The sequence below is a fragment of the Kitasatospora sp. NPDC088783 genome (genome assembly GCF_044750705.1).
GTDB classification, from domain to species: domain Bacteria; phylum Actinomycetota; class Actinomycetes; order Streptomycetales; family Streptomycetaceae; genus Kitasatospora; species Kitasatospora fiedleri.
In genome coordinates this window covers 220,148-238,926 of record NZ_JBIVKJ010000010.1, presented here as the reverse complement: position 1 = coordinate 238,926, position 18,779 = coordinate 220,148, and the positions used below count along the sequence as shown (strand labels likewise).

The window sequence follows — 18,779 nt, the reverse complement described above, 5'->3', positions numbered from 1 at the left end:
AGGAGACCCCGTGCGCATCGCCGTCGCCGGCTCGATCGCCACCGACCACCTGACGACCTTCCCCGGACGCTTCTCCGACCAGCTGGTGCCCGAGCAGCTGCACACGGTGTCGCTCTCCTTCCTGGTCGACACCCTGGACATCCGCCGCGGCGGGGTGGGCCCCAACATCGCCTTCGGCATGGGCGTCCTCGGCCTGCGCCCCGTCCTGGTCGGCGCGGCCGGCGGCGACTTCGCCGAGTACCGCAGCTGGCTCGACCGGCACGGCGTGGACACCGACTCGGTGCACATCTCGGAGACCCGGCACACCGCCCGGTTCATGTGCACCACCGACCAGGACCACAACCAGATCGCGTCCTTCTACACCGGCGCGATGGTCGAGGCCCGCAACATCGAGCTCAAGCCGATCGCCGACCGGGTCGGCGGCCTCGACCTGGTGCTGATCGGCGCGGACGACCCGGCCGCGATGGTGCGCCACACCCAGGAGTGCCGCACCCGCGGCTACGCCTTCGCCGCCGACCCCTCCCAGCAGCTCGCCCGCCTGGAGGGCGACGACATCCGGGAGATCGTCGACGGCGCGGCCTACCTCTTCACCAACGAGTACGAGGCCGCCCTGATCGAGTCCAAGACCGGCTGGTCCTCGGACGAGATCCTGGAGCGCGTCACCACCCGGGTCACCACCCTCGGCCCCAAGGGCGTCCGCATCCAGCGCCGGGGCGAGCCCGACATCGTGGTCGGCTGCCCCGCCGAGGAGCGCAAGGCCGACCCCACCGGCGTCGGCGACGCCTTCCGGGCCGGCTTCCTGGCCGGGCTCTCCTGGGAGCTGGGCCTGGAGCGCGCCGCCCAGCTCGGCTGCATGCTCGCCACCCTGGTGATCGAGACCGTCGGCACCCAGGAGTACGAGCTGCGCGGCGGCCACTTCCTGGAGCGCTTCGAGACCGCCTACGGCGCCGAGGCGGCGGCCGACATCCGCACCAGGATCGCGCTCTAGGCCGGACAGGGCCCGGCCCACCCGCCGGCCCGCTGCTACGCGCCGGCCGACGGCTCCGGCCGGGCCCGGCGCACCAGGTAGGCGGTGCCGCGGGCGCCCCCGTACTCCGCGGCGGGGGCCTCGCCCTCGTAGGCGTGGCCGCACATCTCGCACCAGGCGGGGATGTCGTGGCGGGCCGCCTCGTCGTCGGACAGGACGGCGACGCGCCCGCCGGGGGCGACCTCGCCGATGTGCTTGGCCAGTTCGATCACCGGGATCGGGCAGCGCTTGCCGAGGGCGTCCAGGACCAGCGCGTCGGCGCTGCCCGCCGGGGGCAGGTCGAGGCCGAGCGGGGCGCGGACCTCGGCGACCACCCGGGGGAGCACGTCGAGGAAGGCGTCGACCTCGGCGGAGGTGGTGCCGGCCGGGAGCGAGACCCGCAGGTTGCCCTCGGTGAGGACGCCCATCGCGGCCAGCACGTGGCTGGGCGTCAGGGTGCTGGAGGTGCAGGAGGAGCCGGAGCTGACCGCGAAGCCGGCCCGGTCGAGCTCGGTGAGCAGCACCTCGCCGTCCACGTACAGGCAGGAGAAGGTGACCAGGTGCGGGAGGCGCAGCTCGGGGTGGCCGACCACCTCGACGGCGGGCACCAGCTCCGGGACCCGGCGGCGGATCACCTCGACCAGCGCCCGCAGCCGGGCGTTCTCCGCCGCCGCCCCGTCCCGGACGGCGCGCAGCGAGGCCGCGGCGGCGACGATCGCCGGGACGTTGGTGAAGCCGGGCACCCGCCCGTTCTCCCGGTCGTCGGCGGGCAGCGGCGAGGAGTAGCGGACGCCCTTGCGGACCGCGAGCACCCCGACGCCGGCCGGCCCGCCCCACTTGTGCGCGCTCGCGGTGAGCACCGACCAGCCCTCCGGCACCGGCAGCCGCCCGGCGCTCTGCGCGGCGTCCACCAGCAGCGGGACGTCGCCGAGCAGCGCGGCGGTCTCGGCCACCGGCTGCAGGGTGCCGACCTCGTGGTTGGCGGACTGCAGGACGGCGAGCGCGGTGTCGGGGCGCAGCGCGGCGGCGAACTCCCCGGCGTCGACCCGGCCGTGGCGGTCGACCGGGACGGCGGTGGCGCTGCCGCCGTCGGCCTCCCAGCGTTCGGCGGTGTGCAGGACGGCGGAGTGCTCGACGGCGGAGTGCACCAGGTGGGCGCCGCGGCGGCGGTGGCCGCGCAGGGTGCCCAGGACGCCCAACTGGAGGGCCTGGGTGCCGGACCCGGTGAAGGCGATCTCGTCGGCTCGGGCGCCGAGCACCTCGGCGACGGTCTCCCGGGCGGCGTCCAGCAGCATCCGGGCCTGCCGGGCGGAGCGGTGCAGCCGGGCCGGGTCGGCCCAGCCCTCGTCGAGGGCGGCGAGCAGGGCCTGCCGGGCGACGGGGTGCAGCGGGGCGGTGGAGGCGGCGTCGAAGTAGGGCACCGGGCCACCGTAGACGACCGCGCGCGGTGCCCCTTACGGGGTGATTCCTCCCGGCCCGTCAGGGAGCCGACGCTCCGTCACCCGCGTGTCGCAGGACGGTCGCCCGTTCGGCCGTGGGAGGCTCGGATGTCCGCCATGACCTGCGACTCCGTCCGCCCCGCGGGGGCGGTTCACCCCACGGGGGCTGATCGGGTAGCCGGGCGGCGCGTTACCGGGGGCTGCCCGTGAGCGCCGCATAAGGATGGAGTAGCGTTTGGCCCGCATAAGCATTCAAACCGTGCCCGTGGCCGGATCACCGAGGAGACCTGACAACGGACTCCGGACGGTGGTGCGTTCCCGGGCGAGACTTCGGGAAGGCGCTACGTGAGTCCCAACGGCTCCGACCGCTCGCCGCGGCGCACGATGCGGCGGAAGCTGCCTCAGGCGCTGGCACTGGGCCTCGTCATCGCGACCGCCACCGGCTGCTCGGCCAACGACCTGCCCAGGCTTGGCCTCCCCAGTCCCGTCACGAAGGAAGGCCCGCTGGTCCTTCACATGTGGCAGGGCTCGTGGATCGCGGCTCTGGTTGTTGGTGCATTGATGTGGGGTCTGATCCTCTGGAGCGTGATCTTCCACCGGCGCAGCCGCACCAAGGTGGAGGTCCCCGCTCAGACCCGGTACAACGTGCCCATCGAGGCGCTGTACACCGCGGTCCCCCTCGTCATCGTCTCGGTGCTGTTCTACTTCGTCGCCCGCGACGAGGCCACCCTGACGAAGGTCGACGCGAAGCCCCAGCACACGATCAACGTGGTGGGCTTCCAGTGGAGTTGGGCGTTCAACTACGAGAACTCCGAGATCCCGGACCCGGCGAGCACCACCGCCGCGTACGAGGTCGGCACGACCAAGGAGCCTCCGACGCTCTACCTGCCGATCAATGAGTCCGTGAAGTTCCGGCTGACCTCCAACGACGTCATCCACGACTTCTGGCCCGTCAACTTCATGATGAAGATGGACGTCGTGCCCGGTGTGGTCAACGAGTTCCAGGTCACCCCGACCGCGCTCGGCACCTACCGCGGCAAGTGCGCCGAGCTCTGCGGCCAGGACCACTCGCGGATGCTGTTCAACGTCAAGGTCGTCACGGCCGACGAGTACCAGCAGCACCTCAAGGAACTCCGCGACAAGGGCCAGGCCGGCGCGGTTCCCGCAGGCATCCTCCCCACCACGGGAAGTAGTGAAGAGAAGTGACCATCCTCAACGAGCCCGCCGCGGCCGGTGGGGGAGCCGGGGCCGTCACCTCGGGGACTCCGCGGGTGCGCAAGCCGGGCAACGCGATCATCAAGTGGCTCACCACCACCGACCACAAGACGATCGGCACGATGTACCTGGCGACCTCGTTCGCCTTCTTCCTGATCGGTGGCGTGCTCGCCCTGGTCATGCGTGCCGAGCTGGCCCGCCCGGGCACCCAGATCCTGTCGAACGAGCAGTTCAACCAGGCGTTCACCATGCATGGCACGATCATGCTGCTGATGTTCGCCACCCCGCTGTTCGCGGGCTTCGCCAACTGGATCATGCCGCTCCAGATCGGCGCCCCCGACGTCGCCTTCCCGCGACTGAACATGTTCGCCTACTGGCTGTACCTGTTCGGCTCGATCATCGCGGTGGCGGGCTTCCTGACCCCGCAGGGCGCGGCCGACTTCGGCTGGTTCGCCTACTCGCCGCTGAGCGACGCGGTCCGCTCGCCGGGCGTCGGCGCCGACATGTGGATCATGGGCCTGGCCTTCTCCGGCTTCGGCACCATCCTCGGTGCGGTCAACTTCATCACCACGATCATCTGCATGCGCGCGCCCGGCATGACGATGTTCCGGATGTCGATCTTCGTCTGGAACGTCCTGCTGACCGCCGTGCTGGTCCTGCTGGCCTTCCCGGTCCTCGCCGCCGCGCTGTTCGCCCTGGAGGCGGACCGGAAGTTCGGGGCGCACGTCTTCGACCCGACGAACGGCGGCGCGCTGCTCTGGCAGCACCTGTTCTGGTTCTTCGGCCACCCCGAGGTCTACATCATCGCGCTGCCGTTCTTCGGCATCGTCTCCGAGATCATCCCGGTGTTCAGCCGCAAGCCGATGTTCGGCTACTCCGGCCTGATCGCCGCGACCATCGCCATCGCCGGCCTCTCGGTGACGGTGTGGGCGCACCACATGTACGTGACGGGGCAGGTGCTGCTGCCGTTCTTCTCGTTCATGACCTTCCTGATCGCGGTCCCGACCGGTGTGAAGTTCTTCAACTGGGTCGGCACCATGTGGAAGGGCTCGCTCAGCTTCGAGACCCCGATGCTCTGGACGGTCGGCTTCCTGGTCACCTTCCTGTTCGGCGGCCTGACCGGCGTGCTGCTCGCCTCCCCGCCGATCGACTTCCACGTCTCGGACTCGTACTTCGTCGTCGCGCACTTCCACTACGTGGTGTTCGGCACCGTCGTCTTCGCGATGTTCGCCGGCTTCCACTTCTGGTGGCCGAAGATGACCGGCAAGATGCTGGACGAGCGCCTGGGCAAGATCACCTTCTGGACGCTGTTCATCGGCTTCCACACCACCTTCCTGGTCCAGCACTGGCTGGGCGCCGAGGGCATGCCCCGCCGCTACGCCGACTACCTGGCCTCGGACGGCTTCACCACGCTCAACACCGTCTCGACCATCGGCTCGTTCCTGCTCGGCCTGTCGATCCTGCCGTTCCTCTACAACGTCTGGAAGACCGCCAAGTACGGCGAGAAGGTCAACGTCGACGACCCGTGGGGCTACGGCCGCTCGCTGGAGTGGGCGACCTCCTGCCCGCCGCCGCGGCACAACTTCACCACCCTGCCGCGGATCCGCTCCGAGTCCCCGGCGTTCGACCTGCACCACCCGGAGATCGCCGCGCTGGACTACCTGGAGAACCACGGTGAGCCGGCCAAGCACTTCGAGGGTGTGACCCCCGCGCAGTACGACCGTCCGTCGCTGGGCAAGGGCAAGAATGAGGGTGACGCCCGATGAAGGAACAGGGAAAGATCTTCGCCGGTCTGGCCGTGTTCATCCTGGCCATCGCCATCACCTACATGGTCTGGACCGGTAAGTCGGACCACGGCCTGGAGGCCGCCGGCACCACCGCGCTCTTCCTGGCCTTCGGCCTGGCCGCCTTCATCGGCTTCTACCTGGCGTTCACCGCCAAGCGGGTGGACACCGGCGCGGGCGACAACCCCGAGGCCGAGGTCGCGGACGACGCCGGCGAGCTGGGCTTCTTCGCCCCGCACAGCTGGCAGCCGCTCTCGCTGGCGATCGGCGGCGCGCTGGCCTTCCTCGGCGTGGTCTTCGGCTGGTGGCTGCTGTTCTGGTCGGTCCCGATCATCCTGATCGGCCTGTTCGGCTGGGTCTTCGAGTTCTACCGCGGCGAGAACCAGAACCAGTAGGTTCCGGATCGCGCAGCCGCACGGCGGGCCGGGCACCCCCCTCGGGGGTGCCCGGCCCCCGTCGTTCCCGGGGCGGGCCGCGCCTCCGTCCCCCGACCGGGTTACCCGGAGTGCCGACCGGGTGACGCCTTCCTACGCTCTGAGGCAGGTTCACACCCCTGGGAGGTTCCGTTGAAGGGCTCTCGGATAGCCGGCAGTACCCGGACCGCGCTGGCCGCCATGTTGGTGCTGGCCCCCGCCGCGGCCTGTTCCTCCGACAACGACTCGGCGGAGAAGGACTCGTCGCCCCGTCAGATCGACGTGACCCCACTGGTCCACACCTCGGCCGCCGAGGAGCAGGCCGACCCGGCACAGGCGTTCAGCGTCACCACGGACGGCACCGCGAAACTCGACGCCGTCACCGTCACCGACCCCGACGGGAAGCCGGTGGCCGGCGAACTCGCCGCCGACCAGCAGCACTGGCGGACCACCGACCCGCTCCGGGCCGGCGCCGCGTACACCGTCAAGGTCGCGGCCGAGGACGGCAAGGGCGGCCACGGCGAGACCGGCTCCACCTTCACCACCGCCGAGGCGCAGCACGTCGTCACCGCCGAACTCGGCCCCGACAGCTCCGGCAGCGGCGTCTACGGCGTCGGCCAGCCGCTCACCGTCAAGCTCTCCGAGCCGGTCACCGACCCGGTGGCCCGCCAGCAGATCGAACGCGGGCTGACCGTCACCTCGCAGCCCGCCGTGACCGGCGCCTGGTACTGGGTCGACGACGAGAACCTGCACTTCCGGCCGCAGGACTACTGGCCCGCCAACGCCACCGTCAAGCTCTCCTACGACCTGCCGGGCGTCCCGCTCTCCGCCGGCGTCTACGGCGGCGAGGAGCAGACCCTCGACCTCCGGACCGGCGACCGGATCGAGGCGCTGGTCGACGCGGCCACCGACCAGCTGACGTACAAGCGCAACGGCGAGGTGGTGAAGACCATCCCGGTCACCACCGGCAAGCCCGGCTTCGACACCCGCAACGGCGTCAAGGTGGTGCTCGGGCAGGAGTCCGACGTCCGGATGAGCAGCGAGACCATCGGCATCGCGGCCGGCAGCAGCGAGGCCTACGACCTGGACGTGAAGTGGGCGACCCGGGTCACCTGGAGCGGCGAGTACGTCCACGCCGCGCCGTGGTCCGTGTCGTCGCAGGGCAAGGAGAACGTCAGCCACGGCTGCACCGGGATGAGCACCGACGAGGCCAAGTGGTTCTTCGACAACACCCGGGTCGGTGACGTCGTGCAGGTGGTCAACAGCAAGGGCCACGACATGGAGCCGTTCGGCAACGGGTTCGGCGACTGGAACATCGGCTTCGACGAGTACGTGAAGCACAGCGCGCTGGGCAAGCCGGTCAGCACGGCGGCGTCCGGGGACGCGGCGAACGCGATGCCCGCCCCCAGCGTCAACCCGGGTCCGAGCGCGAGCCCGACGGGCCGGTGAGGCGCGGCGAGGTCCGCCCGGGGAGCGAGGCTCCCGCCGGGCGGACCTCGCCGCTGTCCGCCCGGCGGGTCAGCGGTAGGCCGCGTCCAGGGCGGTGGCGACCGCGGCCAGCGCCTCGTCGCGGGTGAGGCCGAGGCGGGCGGCGCGGGCCGCGTACTCGGCGGCGGCGGTGGCGGCCAGGCGGTGCGAGGTGTCCCCGGTGGGGGCGACGGTGGTGCCGGCCCGGCCGCGGGTCTCGACCACCCCGTCGGCCTCCAGCTCGCGGTAGGCGCGGGCCACGGTGTTCGCGGCCAGGCCGAGCTGTTCGGCCAGCGCGCGGACGGTGGGGAGCTTCAGGCCGACCGGGAGCTCGCCGGTACGGGCCCGGGCCGCGATCTGCGAGCGGACCTGCTCGTAGGGCGGGGTGGGGGACTGGTGATCGATCGCCACGTGCACCCGGTCAACATAACAGGGCGTCAGGGCGGGTTCCGGCCCGAGATGCCAGAACCCCCCTCCGGCCGGAGCCGGAGGGGGGTTCTGACGTGGCGGGACAGCTACCCGGGATCAGTGGTGGCCGTGGCCGCTGGTGATCTCGTGGTACTCCTCGGTGGTGGGCTTGGCGATCTGGTTGCCCTCGCCGTAGAAGCCCTCGGAGAGCTTCACCCGGGTCTTGGTGATCACGCCGGCCTTGCGGGCCACGCCGTTCTCGTCCGTCTCGGCGGGCAGCTCCAGCGGCTGGGGCTGCTCGTGGGCGGTGAGGGTGTGCAGGTCCTTCGGCGCCAGCGGGGTGTGCACCTCGACGAACTCGCCGTGCGGCAGGCGCTTGATGACGCCGGACTCGCGGCCGTGCAGCACCTTCTCCTTGTCGCGGCGCTGGAGGCCGAGGCACCAGCGCTTGGTGACGAAGAAGGTGAGGACCGGCACCACGAAGAAGCCGACCCGGACGAAGTACGTGATCGAGTTGATCGACAGGTGCAGGTGGGTGGCGAACAGGTCGTTGCCGCCGCCGACCAGCAGGACCAGGTACAGCGAGATCCAGGCCGCGCCGAGCGCGGTGCGGACCGGGGCGTTGCGCGGGCGGTCCAGGATGTGGTGCTCGCGCTTGTCGCCGGTGACCCAGGACTCGATGAACGGGTAGACCGCGATCGCGGCCAGCACCAGCGGGAAGATCATCAGCGGCACGAACACGCCCAGGTTCAGGGTGTGGCCGCCCCAGACCGAGATCTCCCAGCCCGGCATGATGCGGATCAGGCCCTCGGAGAAGCCCATGTACCAGTCGGGCTGGGCGTCGGTCGACACCTGGTCCGGACGGTACGGGCCGTACGCCCAGATCGGGTTGATCGTGGCGATCGCGGAGATCGCCGCGATGATGCCGAACACCAGGAAGAAGAAGCCGCCGGCCTTCGCCATGTAGACCGGCATCAGCGGCATGCCGACGACGTTCTTCTCGGTCTTGCCCGGGCCCGCCCACTGGGTGTGCTTGTGGTAGAAGACCAGGATCAGGTGCGCGACCAGCAGGCCCAGCATGATGCCCGGGATGAGCAGCACGTGGATGGTGAAGAAGCGCGGGACGATGTCGGTGCCCGGGAACTCGCCGCCGAACAGGAACATCTGGATGTAGGTGCCGACGATCGGCACCGCCAGGATCGCGCCCTCCATGAAGCGGATGCCGGTGCCCGACAGCAGGTCGTCCGGCAGCGAGTAGCCGAAGAAGCCGTCGAACATGCCCAGCGCCAGCAGCAGGAAGCCGAACACCCAGTTGATCTCGCGCGGCTTGCGGAAGGCGCCGGTGAAGAAGACGCGCATCATGTGCACGAGCATCGCGGCCACGAAGACCAGGGCGGCCCAGTGGTGGATCTGCCGGATCAGCAGACCGCCGCGGATCTCGAAGCTGATGTTCATCGTGGAGGCGTACGCCTCCGACATCCGGATGCCGTTCAGCGGCAGGTACGAGCCGTGGTAGACGGTCTCGGCCATGCTCGGCTTGAAGAACAGCGTCAGGTACACACCCGTGAGGATGATGATGATGAAGCTGTAGAGGCAGATCTCGCCGAGCATGAAGGACCAGTGGTCCGGGAAGATCTTGCGCAGGTTGGCCTTGGCCAGGGAGTAGATCCCGACCCGGCCGTCCACCCAGTCGGCAGCGGCCTCGGCCTTGTTGGCGGGCTTGGCGCGGGTGCTGGCCGGCTTGGAGGCGCCGGTGTTGGTGCCGCTTGCGGAACTCATCGCGGACGCTCCCAGTAGCTCGGGCCGACGGGCTCGTCGAAGTCGCCGGTGGCGACCAGGTAGCCCTGCTCATCGGTGGTGATCTTCAGCTGCGGCAGCGGGTGGCCGGCCGGGCCGAAGATGACGCGAGCGCCGTCCGCCAGGTCGAAGGTCGACTGGTGGCAGGGGCAGAGCGCGTGGTGGGTCTGCTGTTCGTACAGCGAGATCGGGCAGCCGACGTGGGTGCAGATCTTCGAGTAGGCGAGGATGCCCTCGAAGCCCTTGTCGCGGGACTTGTCGTCCTTGATGTCCTCCGGGGCGATCCGGATGAGCATCAGGGCGTCCTTGGCGATCCGCTGCTGGAAGTCCTCGGCCGACTCCTCGAGGCCCTCGGGCTTCGCGAAGGTGAGCGAGCCCTGGACGATGTCCTCGGGCTTCATCGGCTCGTCGGTGTTCATGTTGACGAGCTTGATCGGCTGGGCCGGGGTCGCCTCCACCCAGTTGGTGTGGAGCAGCTTCTTCTCCGGCAGCGGGCCGAGGTCGCGCAGCAGCACCACACCGGACAGCGGCACCAGGGCCATCGAGCCGATCAGGGTGTTGCGGATCATCTTGCGGCGGCCGAAGCCGGACTCCGCGGCACCCGTCCTGAACTGCTCGATGACGTCGTTGCGGACGTCGTCGTCGGCCTCGATCGGGTGGCGCTCGGCCGGCATCTCGTGGTCCGACATCAGGGTGCGGGCCCAGTGGACCGCGCCCGCGCCGATGCAGAACAGCGCCACGCCGAGGGTCATGCCCAGGGCGAAGTTGAGCGCGCTGACGTGGCCCAGCGGGAAGATGTAGACCAGCTTGTCGGCGTCGATCGACGCGTAGGACGCGATGAAGCCGACGGTCGCCAGCATCGAGACCACGAACAGCAGCGACACCTGGCGCTCGGCCCGCTTGGCGGCCCGCTCGTCGATGTCGGTCCGACGCGGTTCGTGGGCCGGCAGGCCCGGGTCGGCGAACGGGTCGCCGTGGGTGGCGACGGCCGTGCCGTGGGAGGCGTCGTGCGCCTCCGGCAGGTTCTCTGACATGTCGTGGCTCATGACTTCTTGGCCTTGGTGGTGTGGGCGGCGACCCAGATCGCGATCGCGATCAGCGCGCCGAGACCGAAGATCCAGCCGAACAGGCCCTCGGTCACCGGACCGAGGCTGCCCAGCGCGAGACCACCGGGGTTGGGCTCGTCGTTCGTGTGGCGGACGAAGGCCACGATCTGGCGCTTCTGCTCCTCCGGCATGGTGGTGTCGGGGAAGGACGGCATGTTCTGCGGGCCGGTCTGCATGGCCTCGTAGATGTGCTTCGCGTCCACGCCCTCCAGCGACGGCGCGTACTTGCCGTTGGTCAGCGCACCGCCCTTGCCGGCGAAGTTGTGGCACTGGGCGCAGTTGGTGCGGAACAGCTCGCCGCCCTTGGCGACCTGCTCGGCGTTGGTCACCGGGTCGTCGGAGGGCTGGTACTGCTTGCTGTCCGGAGCGACCGGGCCCGGGCCCAGCGAGGCCACGTAGGCGGCCAGCTGGTCGATCTCGGCCTGGGAGTAGATGTTCTTCTTGCGCGGGACCTGGGCGCCCGGCTGCTGGGCCGGCATGCGGCCGGTGCCGACCTGGAAGTCGACCGCCGCGGAACCGACGCCGACCAGCGACGGGCCGTCAGAAGTGCCCTGGCCGTTCAGGCCGTGGCAGGAGGAGCAGCCGACGGCGAAGAGCTTCTTGCCCTCGTCGATGGCGAGCGACTGCGCCGAGCTGTCGGCCTGCGCCTTCTCGGCGGGCGCGAAAGCGGCGTACAGCCCCCCGGTGGCCGCCAGGGCGAGAAGTAGAACGACGACCGCCGCCAGTGGGTGGCGCCGTCGTGCGGAGAGCTTTTTCACGGAATAACCCCGGTGTCAGGATCTGGTCGGCAGCAGCCTGCCCCCGACTCCCAGGCGTCGAAGGTGACGCCGGGTCAGGGGCGGGGCGGCTGTTACTTGATCAGGTAGATGGTCGCGAACAGGCCGATCCACACGACGTCGACGAAGTGCCAGTAGTACGACACCACGATCGCCGCGGTTGCCTGCTCGTGGGTGAACCGCCGCGCCGCGTAGGTCCGTCCGAGGACCAGCAGGAAGGCGATCAGACCACCCGTCACGTGGAGTCCGTGGAAGCCGGTGGTCAGGTAGAACACCGTGCCGTACGGGTCCGAGGACAGCGACAGGCCGTCCTTCTTGACCAGCTCGGTGTACTCGAAGATCTGGCCGCCGATGAAGATGGCGCCCATCACGAAGGTGATCGTGAACCACGAGCGCAGCTTCTTCACGTCACCGCGCTCGGCGGCGAACACGCCGAGCTGGCAGGTGAGCGAGGAGAGCACCAGGATCGTGGTGTTGACCGAGGAGAACGGCACGTTGAGGGCATGGGCCTTCTCGTGCCAGAACTCGGCACCCTTGACCGAGCGGAGGGTGAAGTACATCGCGAACAGGGCCGCGAAGAACATCAGCTCCGAGCTCAGCCAGACAATGGTTCCGACGCTGACCAGGTTCGGCCTGTTGACCGCTCCGTGCGCGTGTCCGGTTTCTGTTGCTGTTGCTGTCGCCACGACGGACATTATGTCGGTCCCTTATTCCGTCTTCACGCCGGGGGGTCTCCCTCGGAGTGTCCGGTGCGTGAGGTATGCCCGCCTCGCGCACCGTCCGTTTTCTGACGGTTGTTCGAGCGGGTGAGCGCGCTGGGCCGCCGGGGTGACTCCCGGGCGCGGCGGCTTGAGCGAGATCGCGTCGGGGTCTCCGCAGGACGGGCGCGCGGGAGTAGCATCCGTCCAGGGACGTGGCCCGGGTCACACTGGGCCGTTCGGCCGGGGCCGCCCGGCGTGGGCACACATATAAGAGGACGAGCACCAGGAAGCAGGGGCCATGGCGCAGCACTCCGACGAGACGCTCACCGTTCTCGTCTACAGCGACGACCGCAACACCCGTGAGCAGGTGACCCTCGCCCTCGGCAGGCGGCCCGCCGCGGACGTCCCCGCCCTCGACTACCTGGAGTGCGCCACCGCGCCCGCGGTGCTGCGCGCCCTGGAGAAGGGCGGCGTCGACCTCTGCGTCCTGGACGGCGAGGCCGCCCCGGTCGGCGGGCTCGGCCTGACCCGGCAGCTGAAGGACGAGATCTACGGCTGCCCGCCGGTCCTGGTGGTGATCGGCCGGCCGCAGGACTCCTGGCTCGCCGCCTGGAGCCGGGCCGACGCCGCGATCTCCCACCCGGTCGACCCGGTCGGCCTCGCCGACGCCGCGACCGCGCTGCTGCGGGCCCGGCTCGCCCGGCGGGCGCCCGCCGGACGCTGACCGGCGCCGCCGCGTCTCAGCTGGAGAGAAGGGGGCGGCAACCCGGGGCGGCCGTCCCCGCTCGCTCGATAGGCTGACGTCGTTTCTTCGGGATTCCTCCGGGACGATGACGAGAGCTGGAGTCAGCCATGGTGAACGCGCACTCTGCGAACGGCGGTAGCGAGCCCGCGCAGGTGGTCCGCACCTGGCCCGACCTGCTCAGCTCGCTGCTCCAGGGCAACGACCTCTCGCAGGCCGACACCGCCTGGGCGATGGACCGGATCATGAGCGGCGAGGCCAGCCCCGTCCAGGTGGGCGGCTTCCTGATCGCGATGCGCGGCAAGGGCGAGACGGTCGAGGAGATCGCCGGCCTGGTCGAGGCGATGTACGCGCACGCGGTGCCGCTGGACGTCCCCGGCCCGGCGGTCGACATCGTCGGCACCGGCGGCGACCGGGCCAGGACGGTCAACATCTCCACCATGTCCGCGGTGGTCGCCGCCGCCGCCGGGGCGAAGGTGGTCAAGCACGGGAACCGGGCCTCCTCCTCGGCCTCCGGCTCCTCCGACGTGCTCGGCCGCCTCGGCATCAACCTGGAACTGCCCGCCGACCGGGTCGCGGCGGTGGCCGAGGAGGTCGGCCTGACCTTCTGCTTCGCCGCCAAGTTCCACCCCTCGATGCGGCACACCGCCCAGGCGCGGGCCGAACTGGCCGTCCCGACGGTCTTCAACATCCTCGGCCCGCTCACCAACCCGGCCAGGGTCACCTCGCACGCCGTCGGCTGCTTCGACACCCGGCTGGCCGGCCTGATCGCCGGCGTGCTGGCCCGGCGCGGCGCGCAGGGGCTGGTCTTCCGGGGGGACGACGGGCTCGACGAGTTGACCGTCACCACCACCTCGCACGTCTGGGTGATCCGCGACGGCGAGGTGACGGAGACCGGGTTCGACCCGCGCGAGGTGGGGATCGAGCTGGTCGGGATCGAGGCCCTGCGCGGCGCCGACGCCGAGCACAACGCGGACGTCGCCCGGCGGGTCCTGAACGGCGAGCGCGGGCCGGTGCGGGACGCCGTCCTGCTCAACAGCGCCGCCGCGCTGGTCGCGCTGGAGCTCGCGGAGGCGCCGCTCACCGCGCAGATCGCGACGGCGATGGAGCGGACCGCGGCGGCGATCGACTCGGGGGCGGCGGGGGCGCTGCTGAAGCGCTGGGCGGAGGCGACGCAGGCGTAGCGGACGCCCGTCCGGGGGCCGGGGCCGTCGTTCCCCGGCCCCTCGGCCGTCCCGCGCCTTCTCGCCATGTGGACGGGTGTTGAGACGGGACGCGTCTCGTGTACTGTTTTCGCCAGGTCATGAGTGACAGCGCGAAGCCCCAGCTGGCTGTCCGGCAACCCTCCGTCCGTGGCGGGGTGCCCTGGGTGAGGACCAGGCCGTGCGGCGACCAGTCCGCGCGGCAAGCGCGGACTTCCGGTGCAGCTCCTCCGGGGTCCTGACCCGTGGAGGAGTGCACCCATGTCTGTGACCACCGAGATCTGCGAGCCGCTGGCGGTGCTGGGCGGGGACGTCGAGGTGCCGCTGGCTTCCGGCGAGAAGGTCGGCTACGCGGCGCTGGACTACGCGGCGAGCGCTCCGGCGCTGAAGCGGGTGTGGGACGACGTCGCGGCGTACGCGCCGTACTACGGGTCGGTGCACCGGGGGGCCGGGTACCTGTCGCAGCTGTCGACCGACCTGTTCGAGCAGAGCCGGCGGACCGTCGCCGAGTTCCTGGGCCTGCGGGACGGGGACCAGGTGGTGTTCACCCGGGCGACCACCGACTCGCTGAACCTGCTGGCGGGGGCGGTCCCGGCCGGGACCGAGGTGTTCGCCTTCGAGACCGAGCACCACGCCTCGCTGCTGCCGTGGCGGCGCGAGGGCCTGACGGTGCGCTACCTGCGGGCGCCGCGGTCGCACGCGGAGGCGGTGGCGGCCCTGGAGGAGGCCCTGCTGGGGGCGGCCGAGGGGCCGAAGCTGTTCTGCGTGACCGGGGCGTCGAACGTGACCGGCGAGCTGTGGCCGGTCGGGGAGCTGACCGCCGTCGCGCACCGCTACGGCGCCCGGGTGGTGCTGGACGCGGCCCAGCTGGCGCCCCACCACCGGGTCTCGGTGCGGGAGTTGGACGTCGACTGGGTGGCGTTCTCCGGGCACAAGCTGTACGCGCCGTTCGGCGCCGGGGTGCTGGCGGGCCGCTCGGACTGGCTGGACGCCGCCGAGCCGTACCTGGCCGGCGGCGGGGCGAGCCGGACGGTGGCCCGCGAGCTGGACGGCTCGGTGGCGGTGGAGTGGCACACCGGCCCGGCGCGGCACGAGGCCGGTTCGCCGAACGTGATCGGTGCGTACGCGATCGCCTCGGCCTGCCGGGCGCTGGACGAGGCCGGCTTCGAGGTGCTGGAGGCCCGGGAGCGGGCGCTGGTGGCGAAGCTGACCGAGGGCCTGGCGGCGATCCCCGAGGTGCGGGTGCTCAGCCTGTTCGGCGAGGGCTCCGACCGGGTCGGCGTGGTGTCGTTCGTGGTGCGCGGCTGGAACAGCTCGCACTTCTCGGCCGCGCTCTCCGCCGAGTACGGCATCGGCGTCCGGGACGGGCTGTTCTGCGCCCACCCGCTGGTGCGCACCCTGCTCGGCGGTGAGGAAAGCGCCCCGAGCGAGTGCGGGGCGCCGGAGTCCTCGCTGCCGGGGGAGCGCAGCCTGAACGCGATCCGGGTCAGCTTCGGCGCCGGGACGCCCGTCGAGCACCTGGACCGGTTCCTGACCGCGGTGCGCGAGCTGGTCAGCGACGGCGCGAAGTGGACCTACCGCAACGAGGGCGGCCGCTGCGTGGTCGACACCCAGCAGCAGCGCTGAGCGCTCAGCCGTCCAGGCCGAGCGAGAACGCGGCCTCCAGGTCGTGCTGGGAGTAGGTGCGGAAGGCGATGTGGGTCTCGGTGTTGGAGACGCCCGGGACCTTGTTGAGGCGGCCGGGGATCACCTCGGCCAGGTCCTCGTGGTTGCGGACCCGGACCATCGCGACCAGGTCGTAGGTGCCGGTGACGGAGTAGACCTCGCTGACGCCCTCGATGGCGGCGATCGCCTCGGCGATCTCGGGGATCCGGTCGACGTCGGTGTTGATGAGGACGATCGCGGTGATCACTGGACGACTCCTGTTCGAGAAGGTGCGCCCAGGGTATCGCCCGCCGGACGGGCGGCCCACGCGAACAGCCAGCCCGTCACGAAGCCGATCACGTGCACCAGGTAGGCCACCCCGTCGCCGCCGGAGGTGACCGACCAGAACTGCAGCGCGAACCACAGGCCGAGCACCAGCCAGGCCGGGAAGCGCAGCGGGAGGAAGAGCAGGGCCGGCACCAGCGTGGTCACCCGGGCCCTCGGGTACAGCCGCAGGAACGCGCCCAGCACCCCGGCGATCGCGCCGGACGCGCCGACCAGCGCCCGCACCGCGTCCGGCGTGCCCGCCTCGGCCAGGGCGTAGCCGTAGGTGGCCAGGTAGCCGATCGCCAGGTAGCCGACCAGGAAGCGGACCCGGCCCAGCCGGGCCTCCACCGCCGGGCCGAAGACGAACAGGAACAGCAGGTTGCCCACCAGGTGCAGCCAGCCCGCGTGGACGAACAGCGCGGTCAGCACCGACAGTTCGGGGATCTTGCCGGGGGTGGCCGGCAGCACGCAGCCGGGCGCCGCCGGGGGGAGCGCCGACAGCTGGGCCGCCGTCAGCGGACGGCCCCCCAGCAGCTCGGCCGGGACGGCGCCCCAGCGGTGCTCGTAGCGCTGCTCGGCGCAGGCCCGGGCGTCGCCGCTGCCGTACAGCGGGTTCGGGCCGGACGGGCCGAGCAGCATGGCCAGCGCGGCCAGTGCGATCAGCAGGTAGCTGGCGACCGGGGTGCGGGCGGCCCGCTCGGCCGCCGGCGAACCGGCCCGGGCGGGGGCGGAGAGCACCATGCCGGTCAGCATTCCTCGGGGGCGCACCCGCGACACCGGGCGCTGCTCCGGGCGGGTGAGCGTCCGGGCTGTGGACCGGTGATCCGCCCGTCCGGCGGCAGGCAATAGGCTGGAGGCCCGGAACCGGGACCAGCCGAGAGGGACCACTGATGAGCATTGCCGCGCCGACCGCCGAGACCCGCTGGCGCTGCACCCTGTGCGGCAACCTGACCCGGTTCGACGTCACCCGTTCGTCCCGGGTGACCGACTTCCTGCACTTCGACCTCTCCGGCGAGTCCAAGGTCGAGGAGACCCAGGTGCTCGCGGAGACCATCGAGTCCGTGCGCTGCCGCTGGTGCAACGCCGTCGACCAGGTCGAGCTGGTGGCCCGCCCCGGCGCCGAGGAGTCCGCGGAGGGCGGGGCCCAGCAGGGCTGACGCCGTCCCCACCGCCCCGCGTTCCCGTCCGGCCCGGACGGGGGCGCGGGGCGCACTCGTCGGCGGGGTGCTGTCGGAGCGGCACGGTAGACGGGACAATTGGCAGCAGCGGCGGACACCAACACCCGCCCGGCACCCGCCGGGAGGGCCCGCCAGGACCAGGATCGGAGCCGAGGACAGTGGCGGAGGCAGCGAACGCGCCGGCGGGCCCGGACGGGACCGCGCCCGCCCCGGCCCGGGACGACGCGGCGGAGACGGCCGGGCGCCCCCTGCCCGAGGGCGTGCGCCGGCGGGTGGTCGGCATCGCCTCGGACGCGCTCGGCGGCATCGCCCCGGGCGAGCTGCCCGCCTCGCTGCGCCCGTACGCCAAGTTCACCCCGGCCCGGCGGGCCAAGTACGCGGGGACCGCGCTGGCCGCCGCGCTGGAGTCGGACCCGGCGTTCCGGGTCCGGATAGCCGAACGGCTGCGGCTCGGCCAGCCCGACCTGGTGCAGGCCCTGGAGTCGGGCGCCGTCCCGGCCGCCGCCGACCCGATGGACGTGGCCGCCGCCGCCTACCTGGTCCGCCCGTCCGGCTGGGCCCGGCTGGTGGAGGAGGCCGGCGAGGAGGCCGAGCGGGTCGACGCCGAGGGCGCCGCCGCCGAGGCCGCCCGGCTGGCCGAGAAGCTCCAGGAGGAGCTGGCCGAGGCCCGGGCCGCGGCCCGCGGCGAGCTGGAGCGGCACCGGGCCGAGGCCGAGGGGGTGCGCCGGGAGGCGGAGTCGCTGCGCAAGAAGGTCCGCTCGCTGGAGGCGGACACCCGGCGGGCGCAGGCCGAGAACCGCCGGCTGGCCGGGGAGCTGGCCGAGGCCCGGGCCGCCGCCGCCGCCGAGCGCAGCGCCGCCGAGAGCGAGGCCCGGCGGCTGCGGCACCGGGTCGCCGAGCTGGAGGCCGCGGTGGAGAGCGGACGGCGCACCGCCCGGGAGGGCCGCAGCGTCGAGGACATGCGGCTGCGGCTGCTGCTGGACAGCGTGCTGCAGTCGGCCCAGGGCCTCCAGCGCGAGCTGGCGCTGCCGGTGACCGCGCTGCGCCCGGCCGACCTGGTGGAGGCGGTGGAGCCCGGCTCGGCCTCGCCGCACGACGTGGCCCGGCGCGGCCTGGCCGAGGACGACCCGGCGCTGCTGGACCAGCTGCTGGCCATCCCGCAGGTCCACCTGGTGGTGGACGGCTACAACGTGACCAAGACCGGCTACCCCCAACTGCCGCTGGAGCAGCAGCGGATGCGGCTGCTGGGCGGGCTGGCGATGCTGGCCCAGCGCACCCAGGCCGAGGTGACCTGCGTGTTCGACGGCCAGGACCTGGACGTGCCGGTGATCATGGCCCCGCCGCGCGGGGTGCGGGTGCGTTTCAGCCGGACCGGGGAGACCGCGGACGAGCTGATCCGCCGGCTGGTGCGGGCCGAGCCGCAGGGCCGTCCGGTGGTGGTGGTCTCCGCCGACCGGGAGGTCGCCGACGGGGTCCGCACGGCGGGGGCGCGGCCGGTGGCCTCGGTGCTGCTGCTGAACCGGCTGGCGCGCAGCTGAGGGGCGGTCAGCGGGCCCCCGGGCGGCCGGAGTGTG

At 71.9% G+C, this 18,779-nt stretch carries 18 protein-coding genes and 1 riboswitch; of the genes, 10 read left to right on the top strand and 8 right to left on the bottom strand.

Translation table 11 applies throughout. From position 1 onward, the window contains the following. Nucleotides 1-10: 10 nt before the first annotated feature. Complete coding sequence (locus ACIP60_RS26645) at nt 11-988, top strand: carbohydrate kinase family protein (RefSeq protein ID WP_400688516.1); 978 nt, start codon at nt 11-13, stop codon at nt 986-988. A gap of 35 nt (nt 989-1,023) precedes the next feature. Here the strand turns inward: ACIP60_RS26645 and ACIP60_RS26640 are convergent, their stop codons facing one another. Continuing rightward, nucleotides 1,024-2,427 carry a cysteine desulfurase/sulfurtransferase TusA family protein gene (locus tag ACIP60_RS26640; protein ID WP_400688514.1) on the bottom strand — a complete coding sequence of 468 codons (1,404 nt, stop codon included), beginning with the start codon at nt 2,425-2,427 and terminating at the stop codon, nt 1,024-1,026. 363 nt (nt 2,428-2,790) lie between these two features. Here ACIP60_RS26640 and coxB point away from each other — a divergent pair, with 363 nt between their 5' ends. The 4 genes from coxB (at nt 2,791) to ACIP60_RS26620 (ending at nt 7,306) form a co-directional block, all read left to right on the top strand. After that, on the top strand, nt 2,791-3,651 hold the full coding sequence (gene coxB, locus ACIP60_RS26635) for a cytochrome c oxidase subunit II (RefSeq protein WP_100835858.1): 861 nt from the start codon (nt 2,791-2,793) through the stop codon (nt 3,649-3,651). Further along, a complete protein-coding gene (gene ctaD, locus ACIP60_RS26630; RefSeq protein ID WP_100835857.1) occupies nt 3,648-5,426 on the top strand; it encodes a cytochrome c oxidase subunit I in 1,779 nt (592 codons plus the stop codon). Before coxB ends, ctaD begins: the two co-directional genes overlap by 4 nt. Further along, nucleotides 5,423-5,839 carry a cytochrome c oxidase subunit 4 gene (locus ACIP60_RS26625; protein WP_400688511.1) on the top strand — a complete coding sequence of 139 codons (417 nt, stop codon included), beginning with the start codon at nt 5,423-5,425 and terminating at the stop codon, nt 5,837-5,839. Before ctaD ends, ACIP60_RS26625 begins: the two co-directional genes overlap by 4 nt. 171 nt (nt 5,840-6,010) lie before the next feature. Beyond that, complete coding sequence (locus tag ACIP60_RS26620; protein ID WP_400688509.1) at nt 6,011-7,306, top strand: Ig-like domain-containing protein; 1,296 nt, start codon at nt 6,011-6,013, stop codon at nt 7,304-7,306. A 69-nt stretch (nt 7,307-7,375) separates the two neighbouring features. Here ACIP60_RS26620 and ACIP60_RS26615 read toward each other — a convergent pair whose 3' ends face one another. The 5 genes from ACIP60_RS26615 to ACIP60_RS26595 form a co-directional block, all read right to left on the bottom strand. Continuing rightward, a complete protein-coding gene (locus tag ACIP60_RS26615) occupies nt 7,376-7,741 on the bottom strand; it encodes a GntR family transcriptional regulator (protein ID WP_400688507.1) in 366 nt (121 codons plus the stop codon). 108 nt (nt 7,742-7,849) lie between these two features. Next, on the bottom strand, nt 7,850-9,511 hold the full coding sequence (locus ACIP60_RS26610; protein ID WP_400688505.1) for a cytochrome bc complex cytochrome b subunit: 1,662 nt from the start codon (nt 9,509-9,511) through the stop codon (nt 7,850-7,852). Further along, complete coding sequence (locus ACIP60_RS26605) at nt 9,508-10,563, bottom strand: Rieske 2Fe-2S domain-containing protein (protein ID WP_400688503.1); 1,056 nt, start codon at nt 10,561-10,563, stop codon at nt 9,508-9,510. Before ACIP60_RS26605 ends, ACIP60_RS26610 begins: the two co-directional genes overlap by 4 nt. Before the next feature lie 8 nt (nt 10,564-10,571). Then, nucleotides 10,572-11,393: a c-type cytochrome gene (locus tag ACIP60_RS26600; protein ID WP_111553102.1), complete on the bottom strand. Its 822-nt coding sequence runs from the start codon at nt 11,391-11,393 to the stop codon at nt 10,572-10,574. 92 nt (nt 11,394-11,485) lie between these two features. Further along, the gene (locus ACIP60_RS26595; protein WP_030460978.1) at nt 11,486-12,106 is read right to left on the bottom strand and encodes a heme-copper oxidase subunit III; all 621 of its coding nucleotides are present in this window, start codon (nt 12,104-12,106) and stop codon (nt 11,486-11,488) included. 304 nt (nt 12,107-12,410) lie between these two features. Here ACIP60_RS26595 and ACIP60_RS26590 point away from each other — a divergent pair, with 304 nt between their 5' ends. The 3 genes from ACIP60_RS26590 to ACIP60_RS26580 all read left to right on the top strand — a co-directional run bounded on the left by ACIP60_RS26590 (nt 12,411) and on the right by ACIP60_RS26580 (nt 15,682). Beyond that, on the top strand, nt 12,411-12,836 hold the full coding sequence (locus ACIP60_RS26590) for a hypothetical protein (RefSeq protein WP_100835850.1): 426 nt from the start codon (nt 12,411-12,413) through the stop codon (nt 12,834-12,836). Between the two features lie 128 nt (nt 12,837-12,964). Beyond that, a complete protein-coding gene (trpD, locus tag ACIP60_RS26585; protein WP_400688500.1) occupies nt 12,965-14,038 on the top strand; it encodes an anthranilate phosphoribosyltransferase in 1,074 nt (357 codons plus the stop codon). Nucleotides 14,039-14,153: 115 nt separating this feature from the next. Further along, nucleotides 14,154-14,271: riboswitch (SAM riboswitch) on the top strand. A gap of 46 nt (nt 14,272-14,317) precedes the next feature. After that, nucleotides 14,318-15,682 (top strand): aminotransferase class V-fold PLP-dependent enzyme, encoded by a 1,365-nt coding sequence (locus ACIP60_RS26580; RefSeq protein ID WP_400688498.1) that lies wholly within the window; start codon nt 14,318-14,320, stop codon nt 15,680-15,682. Nucleotides 15,683-15,686: 4 nt separating this feature from the next. Here ACIP60_RS26580 and ACIP60_RS26575 read toward each other — a convergent pair whose 3' ends face one another. Together ACIP60_RS26575 and ACIP60_RS26570 are read right to left on the bottom strand one after the other, a co-directional pair. Beyond that, nucleotides 15,687-15,968 carry an Lrp/AsnC ligand binding domain-containing protein gene (locus ACIP60_RS26575; protein WP_100835847.1) on the bottom strand — a complete coding sequence of 94 codons (282 nt, stop codon included), beginning with the start codon at nt 15,966-15,968 and terminating at the stop codon, nt 15,687-15,689. Continuing rightward, the gene (locus ACIP60_RS26570) at nt 15,965-16,768 is read right to left on the bottom strand and encodes a rhomboid family intramembrane serine protease (RefSeq protein ID WP_400688495.1); all 804 of its coding nucleotides are present in this window, start codon (nt 16,766-16,768) and stop codon (nt 15,965-15,967) included. The genes ACIP60_RS26575 and ACIP60_RS26570 overlap by 4 nt, the downstream gene beginning before the upstream one ends. Before the next feature lie 149 nt (nt 16,769-16,917). Between ACIP60_RS26570 and ACIP60_RS26565 the strand changes: the two genes are divergently transcribed. Together ACIP60_RS26565 and ACIP60_RS26560 are read left to right on the top strand one after the other, a co-directional pair. After that, nucleotides 16,918-17,184, top strand: a complete 267-nt coding sequence (locus ACIP60_RS26565) for a hypothetical protein (protein ID WP_100835845.1) — start codon at nt 16,918-16,920, stop codon at nt 17,182-17,184. 179 nt (nt 17,185-17,363) lie between these two features. Continuing rightward, entirely contained in the window at nt 17,364-18,743 is a 1,380-nt protein-coding gene (locus ACIP60_RS26560; RefSeq protein ID WP_400688493.1) for an NYN domain-containing protein, read from the top strand. Nucleotides 18,744-18,779 lie beyond the last annotated feature (36 nt).

Bases quoted from the DNA above. Each gene is read 5' to 3' on its own strand.
- ACIP60_RS26625 (WP_400688511.1), top strand. From the start codon at position 5,423: ATGAAGGAACAGGGAAAGATCTTCGCCGGTCTGGCCGTGTTCATCCTG.
- ACIP60_RS26610 (WP_400688505.1), bottom strand. From the start codon at position 9,511: ATGAGTTCCGCAAGCGGCACCAACACCGGCGCCTCCAAGCCGGCCAGC.
- ACIP60_RS26605 (WP_400688503.1), bottom strand. From the start codon at position 10,563: ATGTCAGAGAACCTGCCGGAGGCGCACGACGCCTCCCACGGCACGGCC.
- ACIP60_RS26595 (WP_030460978.1), bottom strand. From the start codon at position 12,106: ATGTCCGTCGTGGCGACAGCAACAGCAACAGAAACCGGACACGCGCAC.
- ACIP60_RS26590 (WP_100835850.1), top strand. From the start codon at position 12,411: ATGGCGCAGCACTCCGACGAGACGCTCACCGTTCTCGTCTACAGCGAC.
- trpD (WP_400688500.1), top strand. From the start codon at position 12,965: ATGGTGAACGCGCACTCTGCGAACGGCGGTAGCGAGCCCGCGCAGGTG.
- ACIP60_RS26580 (WP_400688498.1), top strand. From the start codon at position 14,318: ATGTCTGTGACCACCGAGATCTGCGAGCCGCTGGCGGTGCTGGGCGGG.
- ACIP60_RS26570 (WP_400688495.1), bottom strand. From the start codon at position 16,768: ATGGTGCTCTCCGCCCCCGCCCGGGCCGGTTCGCCGGCGGCCGAGCGG.
- ACIP60_RS26565 (WP_100835845.1), top strand. From the start codon at position 16,918: ATGAGCATTGCCGCGCCGACCGCCGAGACCCGCTGGCGCTGCACCCTG.